This window comes from Deinococcus sp. NW-56, from assembly GCF_002953415.1.
Classification (GTDB): domain Bacteria; phylum Deinococcota; class Deinococci; order Deinococcales; family Deinococcaceae; genus Deinococcus.
The window spans coordinates 656,338-677,500 of sequence record NZ_CP026516.1 but is presented as its reverse complement, the minus strand read 5'-3'; the positions used below and the strand labels follow the sequence as shown (position 1 = coordinate 677,500).

Genomic DNA, 21,163 nt, shown 5'->3' with positions numbered 1-21,163 from the left:
GTGGAGGACAAGCTGCACGCCCGCTCCACCGGCCCCTACAGCCTGATCACCCAGCAGCCGCTGGGCGGCAAGGCGCAGTTCGGCGGCCAGCGCTTCGGCGAGATGGAAGTGTGGGCGCTCGAAGCCTACGGCGCGGCGCACACACTTCAGGAGATGCTGACCATCAAGTCCGACGACATCGACGGCCGCGACGCCGCCTACCAGAGCATCGTCAAGGGCGAGGAAGTCTCCGGCAGCACCATCCCCGAGTCCTTCAAGGTGCTCGTCAAGGAGCTGCACTCCCTCGGTCTGGATGTCGAGGTGCTCGACAACGGGGACCGTCCGGTGGACATCTTCGAAGGGATGATGCCGAAGCGCTAAGCGCTGACGCGCTGTCTAAGGGTCAAAAGGTCTAAGCGTCTGAGGGACGGCCAAGACCCACCTGCTTAGACCCTTTGACTCTTCGACCCTTAGACCTTTCTCCGAAGGAGAACAATGAAAGACTTCAACAAGGTCCGCATCGCCATCGCCAGCCCCGCCCGCATCCGCGAGTGGAGCTTTGGCGAGGTCGAGAAGCCGGAAACCATCAACTACCGCACCCTGAAGCCCGAGCGCGAGGGCCTCTTTGACGAGCGCATCTTCGGGCCGATGAAGGACTACGAGTGCGCCTGCGGCAAGTACAAGCGCCAGCGCTACGAGGGCAAGGTCTGCGAGCGCTGCGGCGTCGAGGTGACGAGCAGCAAGGTGCGCCGCTACCGCATGGGCCACATCGACCTCGCCACGCCCGCCGCGCACATCTGGTACGTGAAGGACACGCCCAGCAAGATCGGCACCCTGCTCGACCTGTCGGCCGGGCAACTGGAAAAGGTGCTGTACTTCTCCTCCTTCCTGGTGACCGACCCCCGCAACGCGCAAAAGGACGGGCGCCCCCTCAAGCGCGGCGAACTCCTCAGCGACGACGAGTACCGCGAACTGCGCTTCGGACGGCAGGAGACGTACACCATCCCCAACGGGCAGGAAGCCGTCATCCGTGACGGCGAGTACGTGACGCGCGGGCAGACGCTGGGCGGCAACGTGGTCTCCAAGATGGACGGCCTCGCCCAGTACCGTTTCCCCCGCCGCGCCGAGATCGCCTACGCCGAGCAGGTCGAGGCCTCGTTGCCGCTGCCCGCCGACGTGCTCGTCGAGCAGGACGCCTTCCGTGCGGGCGAGATTCTGGCCGAGCTGGAAGCGGACGTGACGATCACGGCGCCTGTGGACGGCACCGCGTTCCTGCACGACATGGGCGAGGACTCCGTGATGGTGGAGATCCGCGACACCACCGCCGCCGCCGAGGGCGAGGACACCGCCGCGCCCCAGGGCGAGGTGCTGGCCCGCGTGTACCTCCCGCACGGGATGAACGTGGCCGTGGCCGAGGGCGAGATCGTGGAAGCGGGCAGCGTCCTCGCGAGCGCCTCGGCGGGCGACCGCCTGCGCGTGAGCCGCGACAGCCGCCTCTCGGGCGTCACCTTCCCCAAGAAGAAGGGCGACGTGAAGGTCACCGCGCACTGGACCCGCCGCGCCGAGTACCGCATCGAGCCGCAGATGCACGTGCTGGTCGGGGACGGCTCGGAGGTCCGCGCCGGGCAGAAGGTCGTCGGCGCGATCGACAAGGAAGAGGAGGTCATCGCGGAAGCCGACGGCGTGATCACCCTGCACGCCCCCGCCTCGATCATCGTCTCCAAGGCGAAGGTGTACGCCTACCAGGACGAGCCCCTCGTCGTGAACGGCGACCGGGTAGAGCCGGGCGACGAACTCGCCGACTCGGGCAACCTGAGAAGCGAGATCAGCGGGCGCATCGAGATCGACCTCGTGCGCAAGCAGGTGCGCGTGATCGAGTCCTACGACTTCGAGGCCAAGATGGGCGCTGAGGCCGTCAAGGAGCTGCTCGACGACCTCGACCTCGACCAGCTCGAGGCCGAACTCGGCGAGGCGATGAAGGACAACAGCCGCCACAAGCGTGCCAAGGCCCGCAAGCGGCTGGAGGTCACCCGCGCGTTCAAGCGCAGTGGCAACCACCCCTCGTGGATGATCCTGGAGACGGTGCCGGTCATGCCGCCCGACCTCCGGCCGATGGTGCAGGTGGACGGCGGGCGCTTCGCCACCTCCGACCTCAACGACCTGTACCGCCGCCTGATCAACCGCAACAACCGCCTCAAGAAGCTGATGAGCCAGGGGGCGCCTGACATGATCATCCGCAACGAGAAGCGGATGCTTCAGGAGGCCGTCGACGCGCTGATCGACAACGGGCGCCGGGGCAGCCCCGTCACCAACCCCGGCTCGGACCGCAGCCTGCGCTCCCTGACCGACCTGCTGGGCGGCAAGCAGGGCCGCTTCCGGCAGAACCTGTTGGGCAAGCGCGTGGACTACTCCGGCCGCTCGGTCATCGTGGTCGGGCCGCAGCTCAAGCTGCACCAGTGCGGGGTGCCCAAGCGCATGGCGCTCGAACTCTTCAAGCCCTTCCTCTTCAAGGTGCTGGAGGAAAAGGGCGAGGTCACCAACATCAAGCAGGCCCGCAAGATGCTGGAGCGCTACCGCGACACCCGCGACTCCGTGTGGGACGCGCTCGAAGAGGTCATTGAGGACAAGGTCGTGCTGCTCAACCGCGCGCCGACCCTGCACCGATTGGGCATCCAGGCGTTCGAGCCCGTGCTCGTCGAGGGTCAGTCCATCCAGCTGCACCCGCTGGTCTGTGAGGCCTTCAACGCCGACTTCGACGGCGACCAGATGGCGATTCACGTGCCGCTCTCGGCCTACGCGCAGGCCGAGGCCCGCATCCAGATGCTCTCGGCGCACAACCTGCTCTCGCCCGCGAACGGCGAGCCCAACGTCAAGCCCTCGCGCGACATCATCCTGGGCATCTTCACGCTGACGCAGCTTCGGCGCGACAACCTCGGCATGGGCACGGAGTTCGGCAGCGAGCAGGACGCGCTGGCGGCGCTGCAAGGGGGCCGCGTGGCGCTGAACACGCCCATCACGGTGGGCGGGCAGGAGACCAGCCCCGGCCGCCTGAAGTACGTCTTTTCCAACCCCGACGAGGCGATCATGGCCGTGGACCGCGGCGAGATCGACTTCCAGGACCACGTGCGGATCATGCTGAACGGCACCCTGCACGAGACCTCCGCCGGGCGCGTGATGTTCCGCCGCCTGGTGCAGGAAGCGCTGGGGGCGCAAGGTCACCTCGTGGACACGCTGGTGAACCTCGATACTGCCTACGAGAAGGATCACCTCAAGGACATGGTGATGGCCTGCTACAAGGAGCTGGGCGTGGAGGCCACCGCCGGGCTGCTGGACGCGCTGAAGGACAACGGCTTCCGGCTCTCGACGACCTCGGGCATCACCATCGGCATCGACGACATCGTGCTGCCGCCCAACAAGGCGGAGCTGCTCGCGGAGGCCGACGGCAAGCTCGCGGAAATCGAGCAGAACTACGAGTTCGGCTTCATGACCGAAGAAGAGCGCTACAAGCAGGTCGTGCAGCTCTGGAACGACACCACCGATGAGGTGAAGAACGCGGTCTTCGAGAACTTCAGCCGCAACTACCCCTTCAACCCGCTGTGGATCATGTCGCAGTCCGGGGCGCGCGGGAACCCGCAGCAGATTCGCCAGCTCGCGGGGATGCGCGGCCTGATGGCCCGACCCGACGGCTCGACCATCGAGGTGCCCATCAAGGCGTCCTTCCGCGAGGGCCTGACGGTGCTGGAGTACTTCATCTCGACCCACGGCGCCCGTAAGGGGGGCGCGGACACCGCGCTCCGCACCGCCGACTCCGGGTACCTGACCCGCAAGCTGGTGGACGTGGCCCACGAGGTCGTCGTGCGCGACGTGGACTGCGGCACCACCGACTACACGGTCATGCCGCTGGGCGCGACCGATGAGCGCACCGGCGAATGGCGCAGCCGCAAGGGCAGCGAGATCGAGACCTCGATCTACGGCCGCACCCTGACCGCCGACGTGGACCTCTCGGACGGCCGCGTGATCGAGGCGGGCGCGATGCTCAGCCTGGAGGACGTGAAGGCGATCACCCGTGACGCCAAGGCGCTGGGCGAGGTGTTCGTCCGCACGCCGCTGAACTGCCGCGTGAAGGCGGGCGTGTGCCAGAAGTGCTACGGCTACGACCTCTCGCAGGCCAAGCCCGTCTCGATGGGCGAGGCGGTCGGCGTGGTGGCGGCCGAGTCCATCGGCGAGCCTGGCACGCAGCTCACCATGCGCACCTTCCACACCGGCGGCGTGGCAGGCGGCGGCGACATCACGATGGGTCTGCCCCGCGTGATCGAGCTGTTCGAGGCCCGCAAGCCCAAGACGCAGGCGGTCGTGGCCGACCGTGACGGCGTGGTCCGCATTGAGGAGGAGGAAGAGCGTTACCTCGTCCGCATCGAGGCTGAGGACGAACAGTACTCGTCCAAGACCGCGACCAAGATCAGCAAGGGCCTGCGCCTGATCGTGCGCGACGGCGACCGGGTGGAAGCCGGGCAGCCGCTCACGCGCGGCGCGATCAACCCGCACGACCTGCTGCTGTACAAGGACACCGACGCGGCGCAGCGTTACCTCGTCGAGGAAGTGCAGCGCGTGTACCGCTCGCAGGGCGTGAAGGTGCACGACAAGCACATCGAAGTCATCGTGCGGCAGATGCTGCGCTACGTGGAGGTCACCGAGGGCGGCGACACCGACCTGCTCGAAGGCCAGACCGTCGAGCGCTGGGAAGTGGATCAGGCCAACGAGGCGCTGGCCGACGGCCAGACCCCCGCGAGCTGGAAGCCGGTGCTGCTCGGCATCACCAAGAGCAGCCTGACGACCAAGTCGTGGCTCTCGGCCGCCTCCTTCCAGCACACGACGCACGTGCTGACCGAGGCCTCCATGCGCGGCCAGGTCGACGAGCTGATCGGCCTCAAGGAGAACGTCATCCTGGGCAAGCTGATTCCGGCGGGCACGGGCCTGACCACCGTCCGCGAGATGCAGGTCGCCGACGACCGCACGCTGGAGAAGTACGGCGAGGCGGGCAGCAGCACCGACTCGGTGACGGGCACGGGCCGCTACGACGACACCCGCCCCGGCAGCGCGGTGAACACCCCCAGCTACGGCGACTGAGCCAGGGCTGAATCTCCCCTCCCCCACTCGGAAACGGGTGGGGGTTTTTTGTGCCTACTCCTCCCGAATCCGGTCCGTCTCGTCCTGATACAGGGTCGCGTAGTGCTCGCCCAGCCGCACCAGAAAGCCCATCTCCTCGCGGGTGGTGATGCCGCTGAGGGTGGCCTCGAAGCTCAGGAGGAGCGCCCCGTAGGCGAGGCTTCCGGCGCCCAGCAGGGCGAGCAGGACGGGAGCGGCCCCGGTCGACAGTCCGGAGAGTTCCCCCGCACCGATCAGCAGGCTGGTGCCCACCAGCAGCGCGACTGCCACGTAAAAGGCCCGCATCGCCCGCTGGAGGTACCGGGTGCGGCGGGTCAGGCGCGGAAGCTGGCGCACGATCATCTGCTTTTCCTCGCGGGCGAGGGGCTCGCGCTGGCCTTCCTCGCTCACGAGGTCCTTGAAGCGGGCGGTCAGCACGCGCACCCGGTCGGTGCTGCGGCCCAGGCGGGTGCTGGTGCTCAGCAGCAGGGTGCCCGCGCCCGAGATCAGCACGGCGGGCGTGATCATGGCGGTCAGGGCGCCGAGGGTGGGGTCGGCCATAGGGTCAGGGTAGGGCGCCCACTACGCGGACAGGTCATCACAGCATGAACTGGATTATGGTGAGGGGCAGGTTCAAGACAAGCTAGAGGAGGTGCTGTTTTGCCCAGCCCGACAGCCCCTCATAGATCGCGTCTCCAGTCAGGTCCTCTACCGGGAAGGGCGGCTCGCACAGGTAGTCCTGGTCTCCGGTTAGGGTCTTGACAAAGGTCACCCATCCTGGCAAGGCCGGGCCGCCGTCCGCCTGGGGGATATCAGGCAGGATGCGAATCTCCACCGGGCCTTCGCGCCCCCCGAGCGGGTCGAAGCTCACACTCACGCTGCGGCCATGCTCGTCGGTCCCGGCGGCGAACGCTACCCGGAGGCCCTGGGGTGTGGGGGCGAGGTCAACAATCGAAATCTGATACATGGGGCCTCCTACCGGGCACTCTGGCCGCTGTGGTGTGCAATGTCTTCTGTGTACGCGGCGTTCTCCAGCATCTTGCCGTATCTGGGTGGCGCGGTCGTGGTCATCCATACGCGGGGATCACCGCACAATCGTCAACCGTGCCTCTCTCCCACCCCGCCCACGCCCGACCCGCTAGACTTTTCTGATGCAGCTTCTCCTCGACCTTCACCCCAACGAGTACCCGCTGGAGGGCTTCCGGCGGCGGCAACTGCTGGAGTGGGTGTTCGTGCAGGGCGTTGGTGAGTTTGAGGCGATGACCAACCTCCCGGCTCCTCTACGTTCGGACCTTGCCGCCCGCTTCCGGCTCAATCCCTTCCGCGAGATCGAGACGGTTCGGAGTGCGGACGGCTCGGCGAAGTACCTCTTCACGCTGCTTGACGGGCGGCAGATGGAAGCGGTGTACATGCCCTACCTCGACCGCAAGACGGTCTGCGTGTCCACGATGGTGGGCTGCCCGGCCCGCTGCGCCTTTTGCGCGACCGGGGCGATGGGCTTCGGGCGCAACCTGACGCCCGGCGAGATCGTCGGGCAGGTGCTGGCCGTTGCGGGGGGCGAGGGGCTGGAGCCGCGCGAGATTCGCAACCTCGTCTTCATGGGGATGGGCGAGGCGATGCTGAACTACGACCACACCATGAAGGCTGCCCGCATCCTGCTGCACCCGCAGGCGCTGGGCATGAGCAAGCGCCGGGTGACCCTCTCCACCGTGGGGATTGCCAAGGGCATTCGGCGGCTGGCGGAGGAAGACGACCTCGGCCTCAAGCTGGCGATCAGCCTGCACGCCCCTGACGAGGAGACGCGGCAGAAGATCATCCCGACCGGGGCCGCCAACTCCATCGAGGAGATCATGGCCGCCGCCCGTGACTACCAGGCGGTGACCGGGCGCCGGGTGACGCTGGAATACACCATGCTGCGCGGCATCAATGATCATCTCTGGCAGGCCGAGCTGCTGGCCGAGCGGCTGCGCGGACTGGTGAGCCACGTCAACCTGATTCCGATGAATCCCTGGGACGGCTCGGGCTTCGAGTCGAGCACCGAAGAGCAGATTCAGGCCTTTTACGACGCGCTGGAGGAGCGGGGGGTGGATGTCAGCGTGCGGCGCTCGCGTGGGAAGGACGCGGGGGCGGCGTGCGGGCAGCTCGCGCTGAGTCGCCCCGGCGCGGCGTCGGGCATTCCGGCCTGAGTTGATCTCTGTTCCCGGCCTCCCCACCGTGGGAGGTCTTTGCATTGGTCCAGAGCCAGATGAGAGCGGGCTTCATACCACCTTGGCCCTGAGGGCGTGAGAGAATCACGGCGGCCCACGCAATTCTTGTTCCGCGTCAGGGTTACGCAAGACCTCTATGGCTACGCTCTGCCCACCATCTCCCCCGTTCAGGAGGACCCTTCCGGTGACCCCAACGAGAACCACGGTGCTGCTCGGCCTGCTGCTGGCCGCCGCACCCCACGCCGCTGCACAGACCCTGCTCGACACTTCGGCGGCGGTGTCCGTTCAGACCACGCTGCTCCAGACCCAGCCGGGGGGGGTGCCGGTGACCGTGCCTGCGGTATCCACACCTCCGGCTGCCCCCGCCGCTCCGGGCACGACAAGCCCCGGCACCGCCGCCATCCCCACGCCCCCGACCCTCACCCCCACCCAGCAGCAGACGCTGACCCAGGGCCGCGAGGCGCTGGGCGCGGGCGACCTCGCGCGGGCGCGGCGGCTGTTCGAGTCGCTCGTCGCGGCGCAGTACACCCACCCTGAGGGGCATTTCGGGCTGGGGCTGACGCTGCTGGCGCTGGGGGACCTGCGGGGCGCGGCGTTCGAGTTCACCCGGCTCCGGGAACTGGCCCCGGACCGCTTCGAGGCGGCCTACAACCTCGGCGTGATCGCCAGCCGCGAGGGCCGGTTCGCGGAGGCCCGGCGGCTGTACGAGGAGGCGGCGACCCTCTCGCGCGGCAAGGCCGGACCCGCCGCCGAACGGCAGGTGCTCGAGGCGCTGGCGGGCGAGCAACGGCGGGCGGGGGACTGGGCGGCCCTGAGCGCGACGCTCGCGCAGGCGGCGACCCTCGATCCCTCCGACCGCGACCTCGCCTTCCGGCTGGCGCAGGCCCAGGTGAGGGCCGGGCAGGGGGTGCAGGCGCTGCCGGGCCTCTACGCGCTGCTCTCGCGCGAGCCGGGCCGGGCGGACGCGGCGCTGCTACTCGCGGACATCTACGTGGGACAGAACCTGCCGGAGCGGGCGGTGCGGGAGCTCGACACCGTGCTGCCCCGCGTGACGAAGGCGAGCGACCGGGCTGGCCTGCATCTGCGCAAGGCCGACGTGCTGGCCGCCGCCGGGGACACGCGCGGGGCCGTGCTCGCCGCGCAGGAGGCGACCCGGTTGGACCCCGCGCGGCCCGCCGCCTTTGCCCGGCTGGGTGAGCTGCGGGCGCTGCGGGGCGACCGGGCCGGGGCGCAGGCCGCCTACGCGCAGGCGGCCCGCCTCGCGCCGAAGGACGCGGCGATTCGCACCGCGCTGGGCGCCACACGCCTCGCGTTGGGGCTGAATGCCCAGGCCCGGCAGGACGCGTCACAGGCGCTGACCCTGAAGCCCGACACTGCCACCCGCGCCCGCGCCCTGTACGTGCAGGGCGTGGCCGCCTACCGCCTAGGCGACTACCCGGCGGCCCGCACCGCCCTGCGCCAGAGCACCCAGGCGGCTCCGGACGCGGACGCCTACCTGTGGCTGGGGCTGACCGCCTACGCGCAGAAGGACTACGCGGGCGCGGCCGGGGCGCTGACCACCAGCGTGAAGCTGGACCCCACCCCCACCGCCCGCCAGAACCTCGGCTCGGCGCTGCTGGCCACCTCGCGGTACGCGGAGGCCGAGGCGATCCTGCGCGGCCTGACCGGGGAGCAACCGCGCAACGCCGAGGCCTGGTACCTGCTGGGCCTGAGCCTGCGGTCGCAGGGGCGTGAGGCGCAGGCCCGGCCCGCCCTGAAGACGGCCGCCGACCTCGGTCACCGCCGCGCGGCGGAGGCGCTGCGATGAGCCGCGCCCAGCGTCCGGGGTCAGCCCCCCGCTGGCCCGACCTGCTGATCGGCCTGCTCGTCGTGCTGCTGCTCGCGGGCTTCGCCGCCCTGCTGATCGGGCAGGGGCGCGAGGCGCCCACCGCCGTCGCCCCCCCACCCCCCGTGGTCGAGGAGGTGCCCGAGATTCCGGTCGCGCCGGGGACCGATCTCGGCGTGGACCCGGTGGAGGAGCCGACCCCCGCGCCGGAGGCGAGTGCGGCACCGGAGGAAACGGAGCCCACGGCCGAACCCGAGGCCACGACTCCTCGTGAGGAGACGCCTCCCGCACAAGCGGAGCCGGAAGCGGCGGCCCCAACGCCGACACCCAGCGAACCTGCCGAGCCACCGGCGGAGCAGGCCGCTCAGCCGAGCACCCCGGCTCCCGAGGCCAGCACTGCCAAGCCTCCTGCTGCGAGCGCAGACCCCAGTGTGGTCGCCGCGACGCCCATCCCGGCGGCTCCCCCAGCACCACCCGTGCCCGAGGTGACGCTGCCCAAGCCGAAGACGACCATCCCACTGAATCGCCCGGCGGGCAATGCGGCTACGCCTCCGGCCTCTGAGGGAGCGCGGCCCGACGCTCCGGAAGGCACGGAGGCCGGGGAGACGGCGGAGGCCACCCCCCCAGCGACTCCCGCTCCGTCCGGCAACACCGTGGCCCCCAGCGAGGAGCGCACGCCGCTGCGCAGCGACTACCGCATCAGCCTAGGCACCTTCGGGTCGGAGGCGGAGGCCCGCCGCGCCGCTTCGGGCGTGTCGGACGCCGGATACCCGGTGTACGTGATCGACCTCGGCAATCAGGTCGTCGCGCAGGTCGGCCCCTACGCCGACGAGACGACCGCTCGCCGGGCGCTGGCCGACATCCAGCCCCGCGCCCCCCGCGCCGTGCTGTACGCGCCGCGTGGCCGCAACCTGACCGGGGGCGGCAGCGAGACCACCGAGGCAGCAGCCCCGGCCGAGACGCCTGCCCCCGCCGCGCCGCCCGAGGCCGTCCCCGACGAGCCGGAAGCGGCGCCCGCCGCCCAGGCCCCCGCCCCCGACGGCCCGGTCTACCTTCAGGTGGGCGCCTTTGACCGCCAGGAGAGCGCCGGGCGGCTGGTCGGGATGTTGCGGGACCTGGGCTTCTCGCCCACCGTGAACGCGCCGGAAAACCGCAAGGTGACGGTGCTGGTCGGCCCCTACAGCGGTGACGCGCTGCTGGAGGCCGAGCGCAAGCTCGACGCGAACGGCCACGACCACTTCAGGATTCGCTGATGACCGGGATTCCCACCGCGACCATCAGCCGCCTGGTGACCTACCTGCGGATTCTGGAGGGCCTGGAAGCACACGAGATCAGCCGCACGAGCAGCAACGACCTCGCCGAGCGGGCCGGGGTCACCGCCTTTCAGGTCCGCAAGGACCTGGCCTACTTCGGGCGCTTCGGCACGCGCGGGATGGGGTACACGGTGCCCATCCTCAAGCGCGAGCTGATGCGGGTGCTGGGCCTGAACCAGACCTGGAACGTGGTCGTCGTGGGGATGGGGCGGCTGGGGCAGGCCATCGCCAACTATCCCGGCGCGAGCGACTATCAGTTTCAGTATGTCGGCCTCTTCGACGTGAATCCCGACGTGGTGGGGCGCACGGTACGTGGCCTGACCGTGCGGCACATGGACGAGTTGCCCGAGTTCGTGCGCGGCAACAAGGTGGATATGGGCTTTCTGGCCGTGCCGCCCGACCACGCCCAGGACGCGGCGCAGGCGCTGGCCGGAGCGGGCGTGCGCGGCATTCTCAACTTCGCGCCCACGGTGATTCAGCCCCGCATGCTGGAACGGGCGGGGCAGCAAGAAATCAGTGACGAGTGGCGTGCTGTGATTGTCGAGAACGTGGATTTCCTGGCCGGAATGAAGCGGCTCGCCTTTTACATCCTGAACCCACACCTGAACGCCGTGGACACGGAGGAGACTGAATGAAGAGACTATCCGCCCTTGCCCTGCTCGCTGGCCTGGCCCTGAGCGCATGCGGAAGTGCGCCGGGGCAGATCACCGGGAATGACCGCGTGTCGATAGGGGTTCATGCCGGGGACGCCACCTCTTTCGTGACGGTGACCAAAGCGTTCACTCCCGAGGAAGTGGATGAGGAGGGCAACGTCACGCCCGCCAAGACGGTCTGGACTGCCGGGAATCCGGGTCCTGTGACCTTTACGTTCATGACCCGGCCCGGCTCGGACGCGGTCTACATCACCGGCTGGCGCATCACGCGGTATGACTTCAACGGGCGGGTGAGCACGGAAGTCTCCGACGCCAACAAGATCGATATCTATGTCCCCTCCGGCTGGACTTGCCCGGAACGTGCGTCGCTGCCGAACTATCAGTCCTGCCAGATGTACACCACGGACGGCAAGATCAGGAATGACGTACAGCCCGCCAATGGGTTGCCTATCGGCGGCTTCGCGCTCACCTTTGCGGATGATCTGATCGACGAGGTCACGAGGACCAATGCTGGGGCCTACAGCGTCGTCGATATCGAATTCACCGGTGAAAGCAGCAACGGGCAACCCGTCGTGGTCAAGGCGAGCAACATCTCGAACAGGGCCATCAAGGCGGGCGACGAGTAACCCACACCTCCTGACGTTCAACAGAAGAGAGCGAGGTTTGCGCCTCGCTCTTTCTCCTGTTTATAGCCTCAGAACTTGATCGCGTACTCCGCGAATCCGTCCTCGCGCACGCGCAGCAGCGTGGCTCCGGCGGGCAGGTTCTTCTGCGCGTTGGGGCTGCTGACGTACAGCAGGGTCGCGCCGGGGACAGGCGTGAGCTTCCAGTTGCCGTCGGCGGTGGGGTTCACCGTCTTTTGCTCGGTGAAGTACTTGACCAGCGCCTCGCGGGTCTCGTCGGGGGCCTGGAGCACGATGTTCTTGCCGTCCAGGCCGGGGAAGGAGCCGCCGCCCGAGGCGCGGTAGTTGTTCGTGGCGATCACGAACTGCTGCGCGGGGTCGATGGGCTTGCCCTGGTACTGGAGGTTCTTGATGCGGCGGGCGTCCGGGTTGACCAGCTTGCCGCTGCGGTCGTAGCGCGAGGGCTGGCTGACGTCGATCTCGTAGGTCACACCGTCCAGAACGTCAAAGTTGTAGGTGGGGAAGCTCTCGTCGACGAGGGCCTGCGGCTCGGTCTTGGTCGGGTCGATGCGGTTGAACTGCCCGGCGGAGCGCTCCAGCCACTCCTGCACCTGTGCCCCGTTCACGAGGACGGCCTGCACGGTGTTGGGGTAGACGTAGAGGTCCGCGACGTTCTTGATCGCCAGCGTTCCGGCGGGGATGTCGGTGTAGTAGCTGGCACCCGCGCGGCCCCCGGCCTTGAAGGGCGCGGCGGCGGAGAGCACCGGCAGGTCCTTGTACTGGCCCCCGGCGAGCGCGGCCTTGACGTAGGCGGCCTGCGCGTTGGAGACGAGCTGCACGCTGGGATCGTCCTGCACCAGCGACCAGTAGGAGGTCACCGGGGCTGTCAGGTCGGCCACCTTGCCGCGCACGTAGGCCAGGGTGCCCTCGTGGGCCTTCTGCACTGCGGCGGCGATCACGGGATCGGGCGTGACGAGGCTCTTCTTCGCCGTCTTGTCCCAGATCGGGCGGATGCTGCCCTGGGCGTCGGCGATGGTCCACTTCTGGGTCGCGCGGTTGTAATTGAGCTTCAGGTCGGCCACGCCGAGGTTGTTGCCCCAGAAGCCGGGCATCAGCACGACCTTGCCGTTGATGGTGCCCTTTTTCAGGTCCACGCCGGACACGTCCTTGTAAGCAGTGCCGGGGAATTCGAGGTGGCTGTGGCCGGTCAGGACCACGTCGATGCCCTCCACGCCGGTCAGGGCCGCGCCCGCCTGCTCGCCGCCTGTGGTGTAGGCGCCCTGGTTGATGCCGGTGTGCGCGAGCGCGACCACCACGTCGGCGCCCTGGGCCTTCATCTGGGGCACGAACTTGCGGGCGGCCTCCACGATGTCCATGACCTGCACCTTGCCTTCGAGGTGGGCCTTGTCCCAGTTGAGAATCTGGGGCGGGGTAAAGCCGATCACGCCGACGTTGATGAAGTAGGGGCGGCCATCGGTGGAGTACACCAGCTTGCGCTGCACGACGAAGGGCGTGTACTTGTTCGTGCCGTCCGTGTTCAGCACATTGGCGTTCACGTAGGGCATCGGCGCCGAGGCGAGCACGCGGTCGAGGTAGTCGAGGCCGTAGTTGAACTCGTGGTTGCCCAGGGTCGCGCCGTCGTAGCGCAGGGTGCGCATCGCCTGGTGCATGGGGTGCATCTGGCCTTCCCCCAGGGGCTGCACGCGGGCCGCGAAGTCGCCCAGCGGGTTGCCCTGAATCAGGTCGCCGTTGTCGAACAGCAGCGTGTTGCGCTTCTCCTCGCGGGCCTGCTTGATCAGGGTGGCGGTGTACTCCAGCCCGAACTCACCGGTGGGCTTGTCCTGGTAGTAGTCGTAGCCACGCGCGGCGGTGTGGAGGTCGGTGGTTTCGAGAATCCGCAGCTCGACGGTCTGGGCACCCGCCGCACCCAGCAGCAGGGCGGCAGTCAGGGCAAATTTAGTTCTCACGCCCTCCAGAATAGGGCGAAAGGTCAAGACCATGTGAAGGGGCCAGCGCCCCCGGTCCAAGATCGCGGGCCGCCGTCAGTCCGAGCAGGCCCAGGGTGAGGTCAAATTCGGCCAGCACGTTCCCTATGACCTCACGCACGCCCGATTCCCCCGCGATGGCAAGGCCGTACACGTAGGGCCGCCCCAGCAGCACCGCCCGTGCGCCCAGCGCGAGGGCCTTCGCCACGTCCGACCCGGTGCGGACGCCGCTGTCGAGGAGCACGGGGAGGTCCCCCGCCGCTGCGACCACGCCGGGCAGGGCGTCGAGCGCCGCGACCTCGCCGTCGATCTGCCGCCCGCCGTGGTTGGACACGATCAGGCCATCCACCCCGCGCCGAACGGCCTCCCGCGCGTCGTCGGGGTGGAGGATGCCCTTGAGCACGATGGGCAGCCGGGTCCACTCGCGCAGGCGGCTCACGTCGTCCCAGCCGAGGTCGGGGCGGGTGTAGGTCGCGGTGAACCGGGCGGCGGCCGAGCGCATCTGCCGGGCGCTGAGGCCAAAGGCACGGCCCTTCGCGGCGAGGTCGGCCCCGGTGCGGATCAGGGCGGGGGTGCGCGGGGGCTGCACGTCTGGGGCGGGAAGTGGCGTGCCCAGCCGTGAGCGGAACACCGGGTCGCTGAGGTACTGTGCCAGCCCGCGCCCGCGCAGGAAGGGCAGGCTGCCGAGGTCGAGGTCGCGGGGCCGCCAGCCCAGCAGCGTCGTGTCGAGCGTGAGGACGATGGCCGCCGCTCCGCACGCCTCCGCCCGGCGCACGAAGGAGCGGGTCACCTCGTCGTCGGTGCCCCAGTAGAGCTGGAAAAGGCGGGGCGAGTCGCCCATCGCCTCCGCGCACGTCTCCATCGGCACCGAGGCCTGTGAGGAGAAGATGAACGGTACGCGCTCGGCGGCGGCGGCGCGGGCCACGGCGAGGTCGGCCTGCGGGTGTGCCGCTTCCAACACGCCGATGGGGGCCAGCAGCAGGGGCGACCGCAGCGAGAGGGCCAGCAGTTCCACCCCGAGGTCGCGTTCGCGGGTTCCGCTGAGGCGGCGGGGCATCAGCCGCACCCGCTCGAAGGCGGCGAGGTTGGCCCGCATGGTGCGCTCGGCCCCGGCCCCGCCCGCGACGTAGGCGAAATCGGCGGGGCTCATCCTGGCCTTGGCCGCCGCCTGAAGGCGTTCGGGAATCACGGGGACGGCGGGCCGCTCGCCGCCGAGGCCGCGCACGTACAGGCGCGTCTGCCGGGCGCGGCCGGGTCCGGCTGGGGGATTCGTCATGGGGTGCCTCCGGGAGTGGGGATGTGGGGCAAAGCATAGCCCCCGGTGAAGGCGGGGCGGGCCGAAGCCGCGCCTGCCCTCCCTATGCTGGGCCGAGTTCCCCCATCTCTGATTCACCCCCAGGAGGCCCCATGCCCCCCAAGACCCCGCAAGCCCGCCGCCCCGACCCCTCCCCCGCGACCTCCGTGCAGACGATGGGCCTCGCGGCCGTGCTGACCATGCTCGGCGCGGTCGTGGTGGCCCGCTCGCGCGTGCGCCCCAGCGAAGAACAGTTGCTGGACGCGGCCCGGCGCGTGCTGAGCGCCGTCCTGCCGTCCGACCGCCCCTTCGCCGTGCAGTTCTGGAACGGCGAGGAGCTGCCTGCGGGCGTACCTGACCCCACCGCCCGCCTGACCCTGAACTCGCCCGAGTCGCTGGGGCGGATGCTGAACCTCCCGTTAGACGTGGCACTGGGCGAGTCGTACCTGCGCGGCGACTTCGACATCGAGGGGGACTTTGGAGCCGTCGTGGGACTGGCGGACACGCTGAACCCGCAGTTCACGCCCGCACAAGTGGCAAGTCTTCTGCGCGACGTGGCCCTGCTGCGCCGGGGGGTGGGGACGAAGCCGCCTAAGCCGCTGGCCCAGCTCCACGGCGAGGCGCACAGCCGCGAGCGGGACAAGCAGGCGGTGCAGGCCCACTACGACGTGTCCAACGACTTTTACAAGCTGTGGCTGGACGACCGCATGGTGTATTCCTGCGCCTACTTTCCCACGGGCACCGAGACACTGGACGCGGCGCAGGAGGCTAAGCTGGAGCTGATCTGCCGCAAGCTGAGATTGCAAGCAGGCGAGCGTCTGCTGGATATCGGCTGCGGGTGGGGCGGACTGGCGATCTACGCGGCGCAGCGGTACGGCGTCTCGGTGCTGGGAGTGACCCTCTCCGAAGCGCAGTTGCACGAGGGGCGGGCGCGGGTGAAGGCCGCCGGGCTGGAGCACCTCGTCACGCTGGAGCTGCGGGATTACCGGGACGTGACGGGCGAGTTTGACAAGATCAGCAGCGTGGGCATGGCCGAGCATGTGGGCCGCTGCAACATGCCCGAGTACTTCGCGGCCGCCTACCGGGTGCTGAAGCCGGGCGGCCTGATGATGAACCACGCCATTGCCGACGGGCTGGGGCAGGCGCGGGTGCCGATGGTGATCCAGTCGGGCAATTTCGCCCGGCGCTACGTCTTTCCCGACGGCGAGCTGCTGCCGATCTGGGAGACGCTGAAATACGCCGACGCCGCCCTCTTTGAGGTGCGCGACGTGGAAAACCTGCGCGAGCACTACGCCCGCACGACCGCACAGTGGGCGAGGCGGCTGGAAGCGCGGGAGGACGAGGCCCTGGCCGCGCTCGGCGAGGAACGCTACCGGCTGTGGCGCATCTACCTCAACGCCTGCGGGTATTACTTCTCCCACGGCCACCTCAGCATCTTCCAGACGCTGCTCGCCAAGCCGGACGAGCGGCGGCAGGTGCCGATTCCGCCGAGCCGGGCGGATATTTACGCGGACGGGCGAGTCTAGTTAGAGGGCTGCCACCAGCCGGGTGAACAGGGGGGGCATCGGCGGCACCCCACCCCCATTCACCCACCCGAAGCGGCGGTCACGCAGGGTGGCCCCCTCCCCCACCCCCATTCCATCGGGGAAGCGGGGGCGCAGGTCTGTGGGGGCCTGAAGCTCGCGGCCACCGGGCAGCACCGCGAGCGCCCGCTCCACCTCCCGCGCGTGGCCGAAGTGGAAGAGGTGGACCTCGCCGCCGTCCTCCCAGGCGAAGCGGGCGGTCAGGTGACCCAATGTGTCCAGCGAGCCGTGAGCGGTCACATGCCGTGCAACCAAACCGGGCCGCAGCCTGAACGTGACCTCCAGCGCCTCGCCCAGCGCCCCGAAGCTGCCCACGAAGGGGCGGGTCAGGTCGTAGCCCTGCACGTTCTTGACGGTGCGCCCGCCTGCGCGTATTACCCGGCCCGACGGTGCCTGGAAGGTCACCCCCAGCACGTCGGAGGCGAAGGGGAAGGTCTGCCCGAAGCCCCCGCGTGACACCAGCCCGCCCACGCCGCCGGGCAATTCCACGGGCGGGAACGGCGGGTAGAGGCCGGGGGGCAGGGCCGCGTAGACCTCCAGCAGCGCGGTGTCGCCGCTGACCGTGACGGTCTGGTCGCCGGGTGAGAGGTCAAGGATGGGCATGGGTCTCCCCTTCCTCGTCGGGGAGAATCTTGCCGGGATTGAGGCGGCCCGCCGGGTCCAGTGCCCGCTTCACGTCCCGCAGTGCCCCCAGGGTCACGGGGTCCACCGCCTCGCGCATGAAGGGCCGTTTCATGGTGCCGATGCCGTGCTCGCCGCTGAGCACCCCGCCGTGCCGGATGGCGACGAGGGCGATGCGGTGGGCGAGGTCGTGCACCGCCTCCGGGGACTCGCGGCGCGGGTCGTAGAGGATGTTGGGGTGCAGGTTCCCGTCCCCGATGTGGCCGAACTGCACGACGGGCAGCCCGGAGGCGTCGCCCAGCGCCCGAATCTCGCGCACCACCTCCGGCAGCGCGGAGCGGGGCACCACGATGTCCTCGTTCATGCGCTGCGGGCGGATGCGGCCCAGCGCGGGGCTGACGCTGCGGCGGGCCTGCCACAGCGCGGCGGCCTCGGCGTCGGTCGCCGCGCGGCGCACGGTGCCCCCGGCCTCCCGGCAGGCGGCCTCCACCAGCGCCCTTTCCTCCTCCACCGTGTCCAGGTCGTCGCCGTCGGTGTCCACCAGCAGCACGGCCCCGGCGTCTCGCGGCAGTCCCAGGGCGAGGTAGTCCTCCACCGCGCTGACGCAGGCTGCGTCCATGAATTCCAGCTTGGCGGGGACGGCTCCGGTGGCGATGGCCCGGCTCACCGCCTCGGCGCACTCGCCCACCTCCGCGAAACTCGCCAGCAGGGTGCGGGTGTACTTCGGCGGCGGGGTGAGGCGCAGGGTGGCTTCGGTGATGAGGCCCAGCGTGCCCTCCGAGCCGATCAGCAGCCCGGCGAGGTCATAGGCGTCGCGGGTGAGTTCGTGCACCTCGCCGTCCGCGTCCACGAACTCCAGCGCCCGCACGTAGTCGCCCGTCACCCCGTACTTGAAACACAGCGGCCCGCCCGCATTTTCCCCGAGGTTGCCGCCGACCGTGCTGGTGCGGAAGCTCGCCGGGTCAGGGGGGTAGATCAGGCCGTAGGGCCGCGCCGCCTCGGTCACGCTGAGGGTCACCACGCCCGCCTGCGCCCGCGCCTCGCGCCGCTCGGGGAAAACCTCCAGCCGGATCATGCGGGTAAAGGAGATGACCAGCCCGGTCTGCATGGGCACGGCGCCGCCACTCAGGCCACTGGCCGCACCGCGCCCCACGATGGGCACGCCCGCCGCCCGCGCCGCCCGCACGGCCGTCACCACGTCCGCCGTGGATTCGGGCAGCACGACCGCCAGCGGCGTTGCCCCGAACTGGATGGCGTCGTAGCGGTAGTTCCGCCGCTCGGAGAGGTTGGAAAGGACTTTCTGGGGGCCGAGGCTGCGGGTCAGCTCGGCGGCCAGAGGATTGTCAGGCGTGCCGCCAGAGCGGGGTTTGGGGGCACGGGAACCGGGAGTGAGGGCGGTCTTGCGGGGGGTCATGCCCGCACCTCTGCAATCTTGGCCGTCTCGCAGGGCCAGGAACGTATGCTGCTCCCGGAGGCCCCATGAGTCCCCTTTCGAGAAGAACCGCGCACATATGGCTCGTCATCCTGCTGTTTCTCTCGTGCACAGGGCTTGGCTGGTTCGCGGCGCAGGTGGCCGAGAACGCCAGTGCCTGGTGGATGGTGGCCTTTTACGCCCTGATGGGTGCAGGCTCGGTTATCGGCGTGTGGCGTCACAGTTCCCCCCGATAAGCCAAATCCAGCACTTCCACCGTGTGCAGCACCGGCACCCGGCTCCCCTGCCGTCGGGTATGACTCCCAATCTGCGTGTGGCAGCCGATATTCCCGCTGGCGATCAGGTCGGGCGTGGTCGACAGAATGTTCCGCGCCTTGCGGACACCGAGTTCATTCGCTAGCTCCGGCTGTTCGAGGTTGTACGTTCCCGCCGAGCCGCAGCACAGGTTGCCTTCGGGAACCTCCACGACCGTCACGCCGGGAATGGCCCGCAGCAGCTCGCGGGGCGCGGCGCGGACGCCCTGCGCGTGGGCGAGGTGGCAGGCGTCGTGGTAGGCCACTGTGAGGGGACGGGGCGTGGGGAGGAACGGCTCCAGTTCCCCGGCGCGCAGCAGCCCCGCCAGATACTCGGAGATGTCCTGCACCTTTGCCGCGAAAGCCTGCGCTTGCCCTTCGTCCGGGAGGCCGTGCAGCACCACCGGGTATTCCTTGAGGCCCGCCCCGCACCCCGCCGCGTTGGAGAGAATCGCGTCGTACTCGCCGGGGTCAAAGGCGGTGAGGTTCTGCCGGACCAGCCGCAGCGCCTCCTCCCGCGCCCCGGTGTGCAAGGCAGCGGCCCCGCAGCAGCCCTGTCCTTCGGGGAGGACGACCTCAATGCTGTTGCGGGCCAGCACGCGCAGGGTCGCCGCGTTGAAGTTGGGAGTCAGGGCCTGCTGAGCGCATCCAGCGAGAAAGGCCACCCGGCCCCGGCGCTTGCCCCTGGCCGGGGTGACGGGCGGCTGAGGCTGCATCGCGGGCACCCGCTCCGGCAGCAGGTCGAGGGGCGCTCGCAGGGCGGCGGGCAGCAGCGGCGCGAGGGGCTTGGCGTACTGACCGACCCTCGCGGCGACGCTAAAGACCTTCGGCGCTGGAAGAATCTTCAGGATGCCTGCCCTCTTCGCCCGGTCCAGCGGCGAGCGCTCCCGCTGCGGCTCACTCCAACCGCGAAAGCTGGTGATGAGTTCCCCGTAGGGCACCCCACTGGGGCAGGCGGTCACGCAGGCCTGGCACCCCAGGCAGCGGTCGAGGTGCGGGGCGGCATCCGCGAGGGGCAGCGTGCCTTCCAGCACCTCCTTCATCAGCACGATGCGCCCGCGCGGAGAGTCCATCTCGTCCCCCAGCAGCGCGTAGGTCGGGCAGGCGGGCAGGCAGAAGCCGCAATGCACGCAGGCGTCGACCGCGTGCGCCATCACCTCGCCCTGCGGCCCCAGGGCGGGGACGGGGATGTCGTGCTGCATGGGGGGAAGGTAGCAGCTTTCCGCCGTCAGCAATCAGGCCCAAGATGCCAAAGCGCATGGCCTGAGCCGCTTGGCGCTGACGGCTGACCGCTCCCCCTACCCCCGCCGAATCTGCGCCAGAATCCCCGCCGCGATCTCCTCCACGCTGGCGGAGGTGGTGTCGCGCACCGGAATCCCGGCCCGCTGAAAGAGGCGCTCGGCCCGCCGAACCTCGTGCTCGCACTGTTCAAGGCTGGCGTAGCGGCTTCCGGCGCGGCGCTGGGTGCGGATGGCGTGCAGGCGGCGGGGGTCGATGGTCAGGCCGTGCAGCTTGGTGCGGTGGCCCTCCAGCGGAATGGGCAGCGACTCGCGCTCGAAGTCGTCTTCCGCCAGCGGGTAGTTGCTCGCGCGGACCCCGTGCTGGAGGGCCAGAAAGAGGCTGGTGGGCGTCTTTCCGGCCCGCGAGACGCCGACCAGAATCACGTCCGAGAGGCCGTACTGCTTGTCGCCCACCCCGTCGTCGGTGGCGAGGGCGAAGTCGAGGGCGTCCATCCGGGCGAGGTAGCCGGTCTGGTCGTGCATGTCGTGGTAGCGGCCCACGCTGCGGGCGGCGGGCATCCCGAACTCGGCCTCCAGCGCCGTGAGGCCGGGACCGAGCAGGTCGAAGAGGTGGGCGGGCGCCCCCTCCAGCTCGCGCAGCACGGCGGCGTCGGTGACGGTGGTAAAGATCAGGGGCCGCTCGCCCCGCCCCGCCAGCGCCGAGACCTCCCGCGCGACGCCCCGCGCCGCCTCGACCGTGGCGACGAAGGGGCGCTGCAAGTAGCGCAGCGGCTGCCCCGGAAAGTGCGCCAGCAGCGCCCGCGCGGTGGTCTCGGCGGTCAGTCCGGTGTGGTCGGAGACGATCAGGACGGTGCGGGACGGGGTCATGGGGGCAGGGTGACACGCCGGGCGGCGGGGGCGCTGTCACCCCGGACGGAACGCCCCGCCGGACGCGGGCAGGGTAAGCTGGGGAGGTTCCGCAACACCAAC

General features: G+C 69.7%; 16 protein-coding genes (1 of these 16 cut by a window edge). 8 read left to right on the top strand and 8 right to left on the bottom strand.

Annotated features, from left to right (window positions below; all coding sequences use genetic code 11):
- Together C3K08_RS03440 and rpoC are read left to right on the top strand one after the other, a co-directional pair.
- Nucleotides 1–360: the 3' end of a DNA-directed RNA polymerase subunit beta gene (locus tag C3K08_RS03440; RefSeq protein WP_104990048.1), read on the top strand. Its footprint begins 3,099 nt before the window's first position; 360 of the gene's 3,459 nt are visible here — the last part of the coding sequence; the start codon falls outside the window, past its left edge; its stop codon occupies nt 358–360.
- A 114-nt stretch (nt 361–474) separates the two neighbouring features.
- Nucleotides 475–5,106 (top strand): DNA-directed RNA polymerase subunit beta', encoded by a 4,632-nt coding sequence (rpoC, locus tag C3K08_RS03435; protein ID WP_104990047.1) that lies wholly within the window; start codon nt 475–477, stop codon nt 5,104–5,106.
- Nucleotides 5,107–5,160: 54 nt separating this feature from the next.
- On the opposite strand, the gene C3K08_RS03430 is transcribed toward rpoC, so the two are convergent.
- Both C3K08_RS03430 and C3K08_RS03425 read right to left on the bottom strand, forming a co-directional pair.
- A complete protein-coding gene (locus C3K08_RS03430) occupies nt 5,161–5,685 on the bottom strand; it encodes a DUF2721 domain-containing protein (protein WP_104990046.1) in 525 nt (174 codons plus the stop codon).
- An 82-nt stretch (nt 5,686–5,767) separates the two neighbouring features.
- Nucleotides 5,768–6,091 carry a hypothetical protein gene (locus C3K08_RS03425; protein ID WP_104990045.1) on the bottom strand — a complete coding sequence of 108 codons (324 nt, stop codon included), beginning with the start codon at nt 6,089–6,091 and terminating at the stop codon, nt 5,768–5,770.
- A 184-nt stretch (nt 6,092–6,275) separates the two neighbouring features.
- On the opposite strand from C3K08_RS03425, the gene rlmN reads away from it, so the two are divergent.
- The 5 genes from rlmN to C3K08_RS03400 all read left to right on the top strand — a co-directional run bounded on the left by rlmN (nt 6,276) and on the right by C3K08_RS03400 (nt 11,748).
- Nucleotides 6,276–7,310, top strand: a complete 1,035-nt coding sequence (gene rlmN, locus C3K08_RS03420; protein WP_104990044.1) for a 23S rRNA (adenine(2503)-C(2))-methyltransferase RlmN — start codon at nt 6,276–6,278, stop codon at nt 7,308–7,310.
- Nucleotides 7,311–7,515: 205 nt separating this feature from the next.
- Nucleotides 7,516–9,138: a tetratricopeptide repeat protein gene (locus C3K08_RS03415; RefSeq protein WP_234009146.1), complete on the top strand. Its 1,623-nt coding sequence runs from the start codon at nt 7,516–7,518 to the stop codon at nt 9,136–9,138.
- The gene (locus tag C3K08_RS03410; RefSeq protein WP_104990042.1) at nt 9,135–10,409 is read left to right on the top strand and encodes an SPOR domain-containing protein; all 1,275 of its coding nucleotides are present in this window, start codon (nt 9,135–9,137) and stop codon (nt 10,407–10,409) included. Before C3K08_RS03415 ends, C3K08_RS03410 begins: the two co-directional genes overlap by 4 nt.
- On the top strand, nt 10,409–11,104 hold the full coding sequence (locus C3K08_RS03405; protein WP_104990041.1) for a redox-sensing transcriptional repressor Rex: 696 nt from the start codon (nt 10,409–10,411) through the stop codon (nt 11,102–11,104). Before C3K08_RS03410 ends, C3K08_RS03405 begins: the two co-directional genes overlap by 1 nt.
- A complete protein-coding gene (locus C3K08_RS03400) occupies nt 11,101–11,748 on the top strand; it encodes a hypothetical protein (protein WP_104990040.1) in 648 nt (215 codons plus the stop codon). Before C3K08_RS03405 ends, C3K08_RS03400 begins: the two co-directional genes overlap by 4 nt.
- Nucleotides 11,749–11,816: 68 nt before the next feature.
- Here C3K08_RS03400 and cpdB read toward each other — a convergent pair whose 3' ends face one another.
- A complete protein-coding gene (gene cpdB, locus C3K08_RS03395) occupies nt 11,817–13,745 on the bottom strand; it encodes a 2',3'-cyclic-nucleotide 2'-phosphodiesterase (RefSeq protein ID WP_104990039.1) in 1,929 nt (642 codons plus the stop codon).
- Nucleotides 13,702–15,006: an alpha-hydroxy-acid oxidizing protein gene (locus tag C3K08_RS03390; protein WP_104990038.1), complete on the bottom strand. Its 1,305-nt coding sequence runs from the start codon at nt 15,004–15,006 to the stop codon at nt 13,702–13,704. Before C3K08_RS03390 ends, cpdB begins: the two co-directional genes overlap by 44 nt.
- A gap of 131 nt (nt 15,007–15,137) precedes the next feature.
- Here C3K08_RS03390 and C3K08_RS03385 point away from each other — a divergent pair, with 131 nt between their 5' ends.
- Nucleotides 15,138–16,550, top strand: a complete 1,413-nt coding sequence (locus C3K08_RS03385; protein WP_234009145.1) for a cyclopropane-fatty-acyl-phospholipid synthase family protein — start codon at nt 15,138–15,140, stop codon at nt 16,548–16,550.
- Here C3K08_RS03385 and C3K08_RS03380 read toward each other — a convergent pair whose 3' ends face one another.
- From C3K08_RS03380 to C3K08_RS03365, 4 genes are all read right to left on the bottom strand, one after another.
- A complete protein-coding gene (locus C3K08_RS03380) occupies nt 16,551–17,210 on the bottom strand; it encodes an FAD-binding oxidoreductase (protein WP_104990037.1) in 660 nt (219 codons plus the stop codon).
- Entirely contained in the window at nt 17,197–18,642 is a 1,446-nt protein-coding gene (locus C3K08_RS03375) for an FAD-binding oxidoreductase (RefSeq protein ID WP_104990036.1), read from the bottom strand. Before C3K08_RS03375 ends, C3K08_RS03380 begins: the two co-directional genes overlap by 14 nt.
- A 235-nt stretch (nt 18,643–18,877) precedes the next feature.
- Nucleotides 18,878–20,155 carry a glycolate oxidase subunit GlcF gene (gene glcF, locus C3K08_RS03370; protein ID WP_104990035.1) on the bottom strand — a complete coding sequence of 426 codons (1,278 nt, stop codon included), beginning with the start codon at nt 20,153–20,155 and terminating at the stop codon, nt 18,878–18,880.
- A 96-nt stretch (nt 20,156–20,251) separates the two neighbouring features.
- Entirely contained in the window at nt 20,252–21,061 is an 810-nt protein-coding gene (locus C3K08_RS03365) for a pyruvate, water dikinase regulatory protein (RefSeq protein ID WP_104990034.1), read from the bottom strand.
- Nucleotides 21,062–21,163 lie beyond the last annotated feature (102 nt).

Coding starts and splice junctions, on each gene's coding strand:
- rpoC (WP_104990047.1), top strand. CDS start 475: ATGAAAGACTTCAACAAGGTCCGCATCGCCATCGCCAGCCCCGCCCGC.
- C3K08_RS03365 (WP_104990034.1), bottom strand. CDS start 21,061: ATGACCCCGTCCCGCACCGTCCTGATCGTCTCCGACCACACCGGACTG.
- glcF (WP_104990035.1), bottom strand. CDS start 20,155: ATGCAGCACGACATCCCCGTCCCCGCCCTGGGGCCGCAGGGCGAGGTG.
- C3K08_RS03385 (WP_234009145.1), top strand. CDS start 15,138: ATGCCCCCCAAGACCCCGCAAGCCCGCCGCCCCGACCCCTCCCCCGCG.
- rlmN (WP_104990044.1), top strand. CDS start 6,276: ATGCAGCTTCTCCTCGACCTTCACCCCAACGAGTACCCGCTGGAGGGC.
- cpdB (WP_104990039.1), bottom strand. CDS start 13,745: ATGGTCTTGACCTTTCGCCCTATTCTGGAGGGCGTGAGAACTAAATTT.
- C3K08_RS03425 (WP_104990045.1), bottom strand. CDS start 6,091: ATGTATCAGATTTCGATTGTTGACCTCGCCCCCACACCCCAGGGCCTC.
- C3K08_RS03410 (WP_104990042.1), top strand. CDS start 9,135: ATGAGCCGCGCCCAGCGTCCGGGGTCAGCCCCCCGCTGGCCCGACCTG.
- C3K08_RS03405 (WP_104990041.1), top strand. CDS start 10,409: ATGACCGGGATTCCCACCGCGACCATCAGCCGCCTGGTGACCTACCTG.
- C3K08_RS03400 (WP_104990040.1), top strand. CDS start 11,101: ATGAAGAGACTATCCGCCCTTGCCCTGCTCGCTGGCCTGGCCCTGAGC.
- C3K08_RS03375 (WP_104990036.1), bottom strand. CDS start 18,642: ATGACCCCCCGCAAGACCGCCCTCACTCCCGGTTCCCGTGCCCCCAAA.
- C3K08_RS03380 (WP_104990037.1), bottom strand. CDS start 17,210: ATGCCCATCCTTGACCTCTCACCCGGCGACCAGACCGTCACGGTCAGC.
- C3K08_RS03390 (WP_104990038.1), bottom strand. CDS start 15,006: ATGACGAATCCCCCAGCCGGACCCGGCCGCGCCCGGCAGACGCGCCTG.
- C3K08_RS03430 (WP_104990046.1), bottom strand. CDS start 5,685: ATGGCCGACCCCACCCTCGGCGCCCTGACCGCCATGATCACGCCCGCC.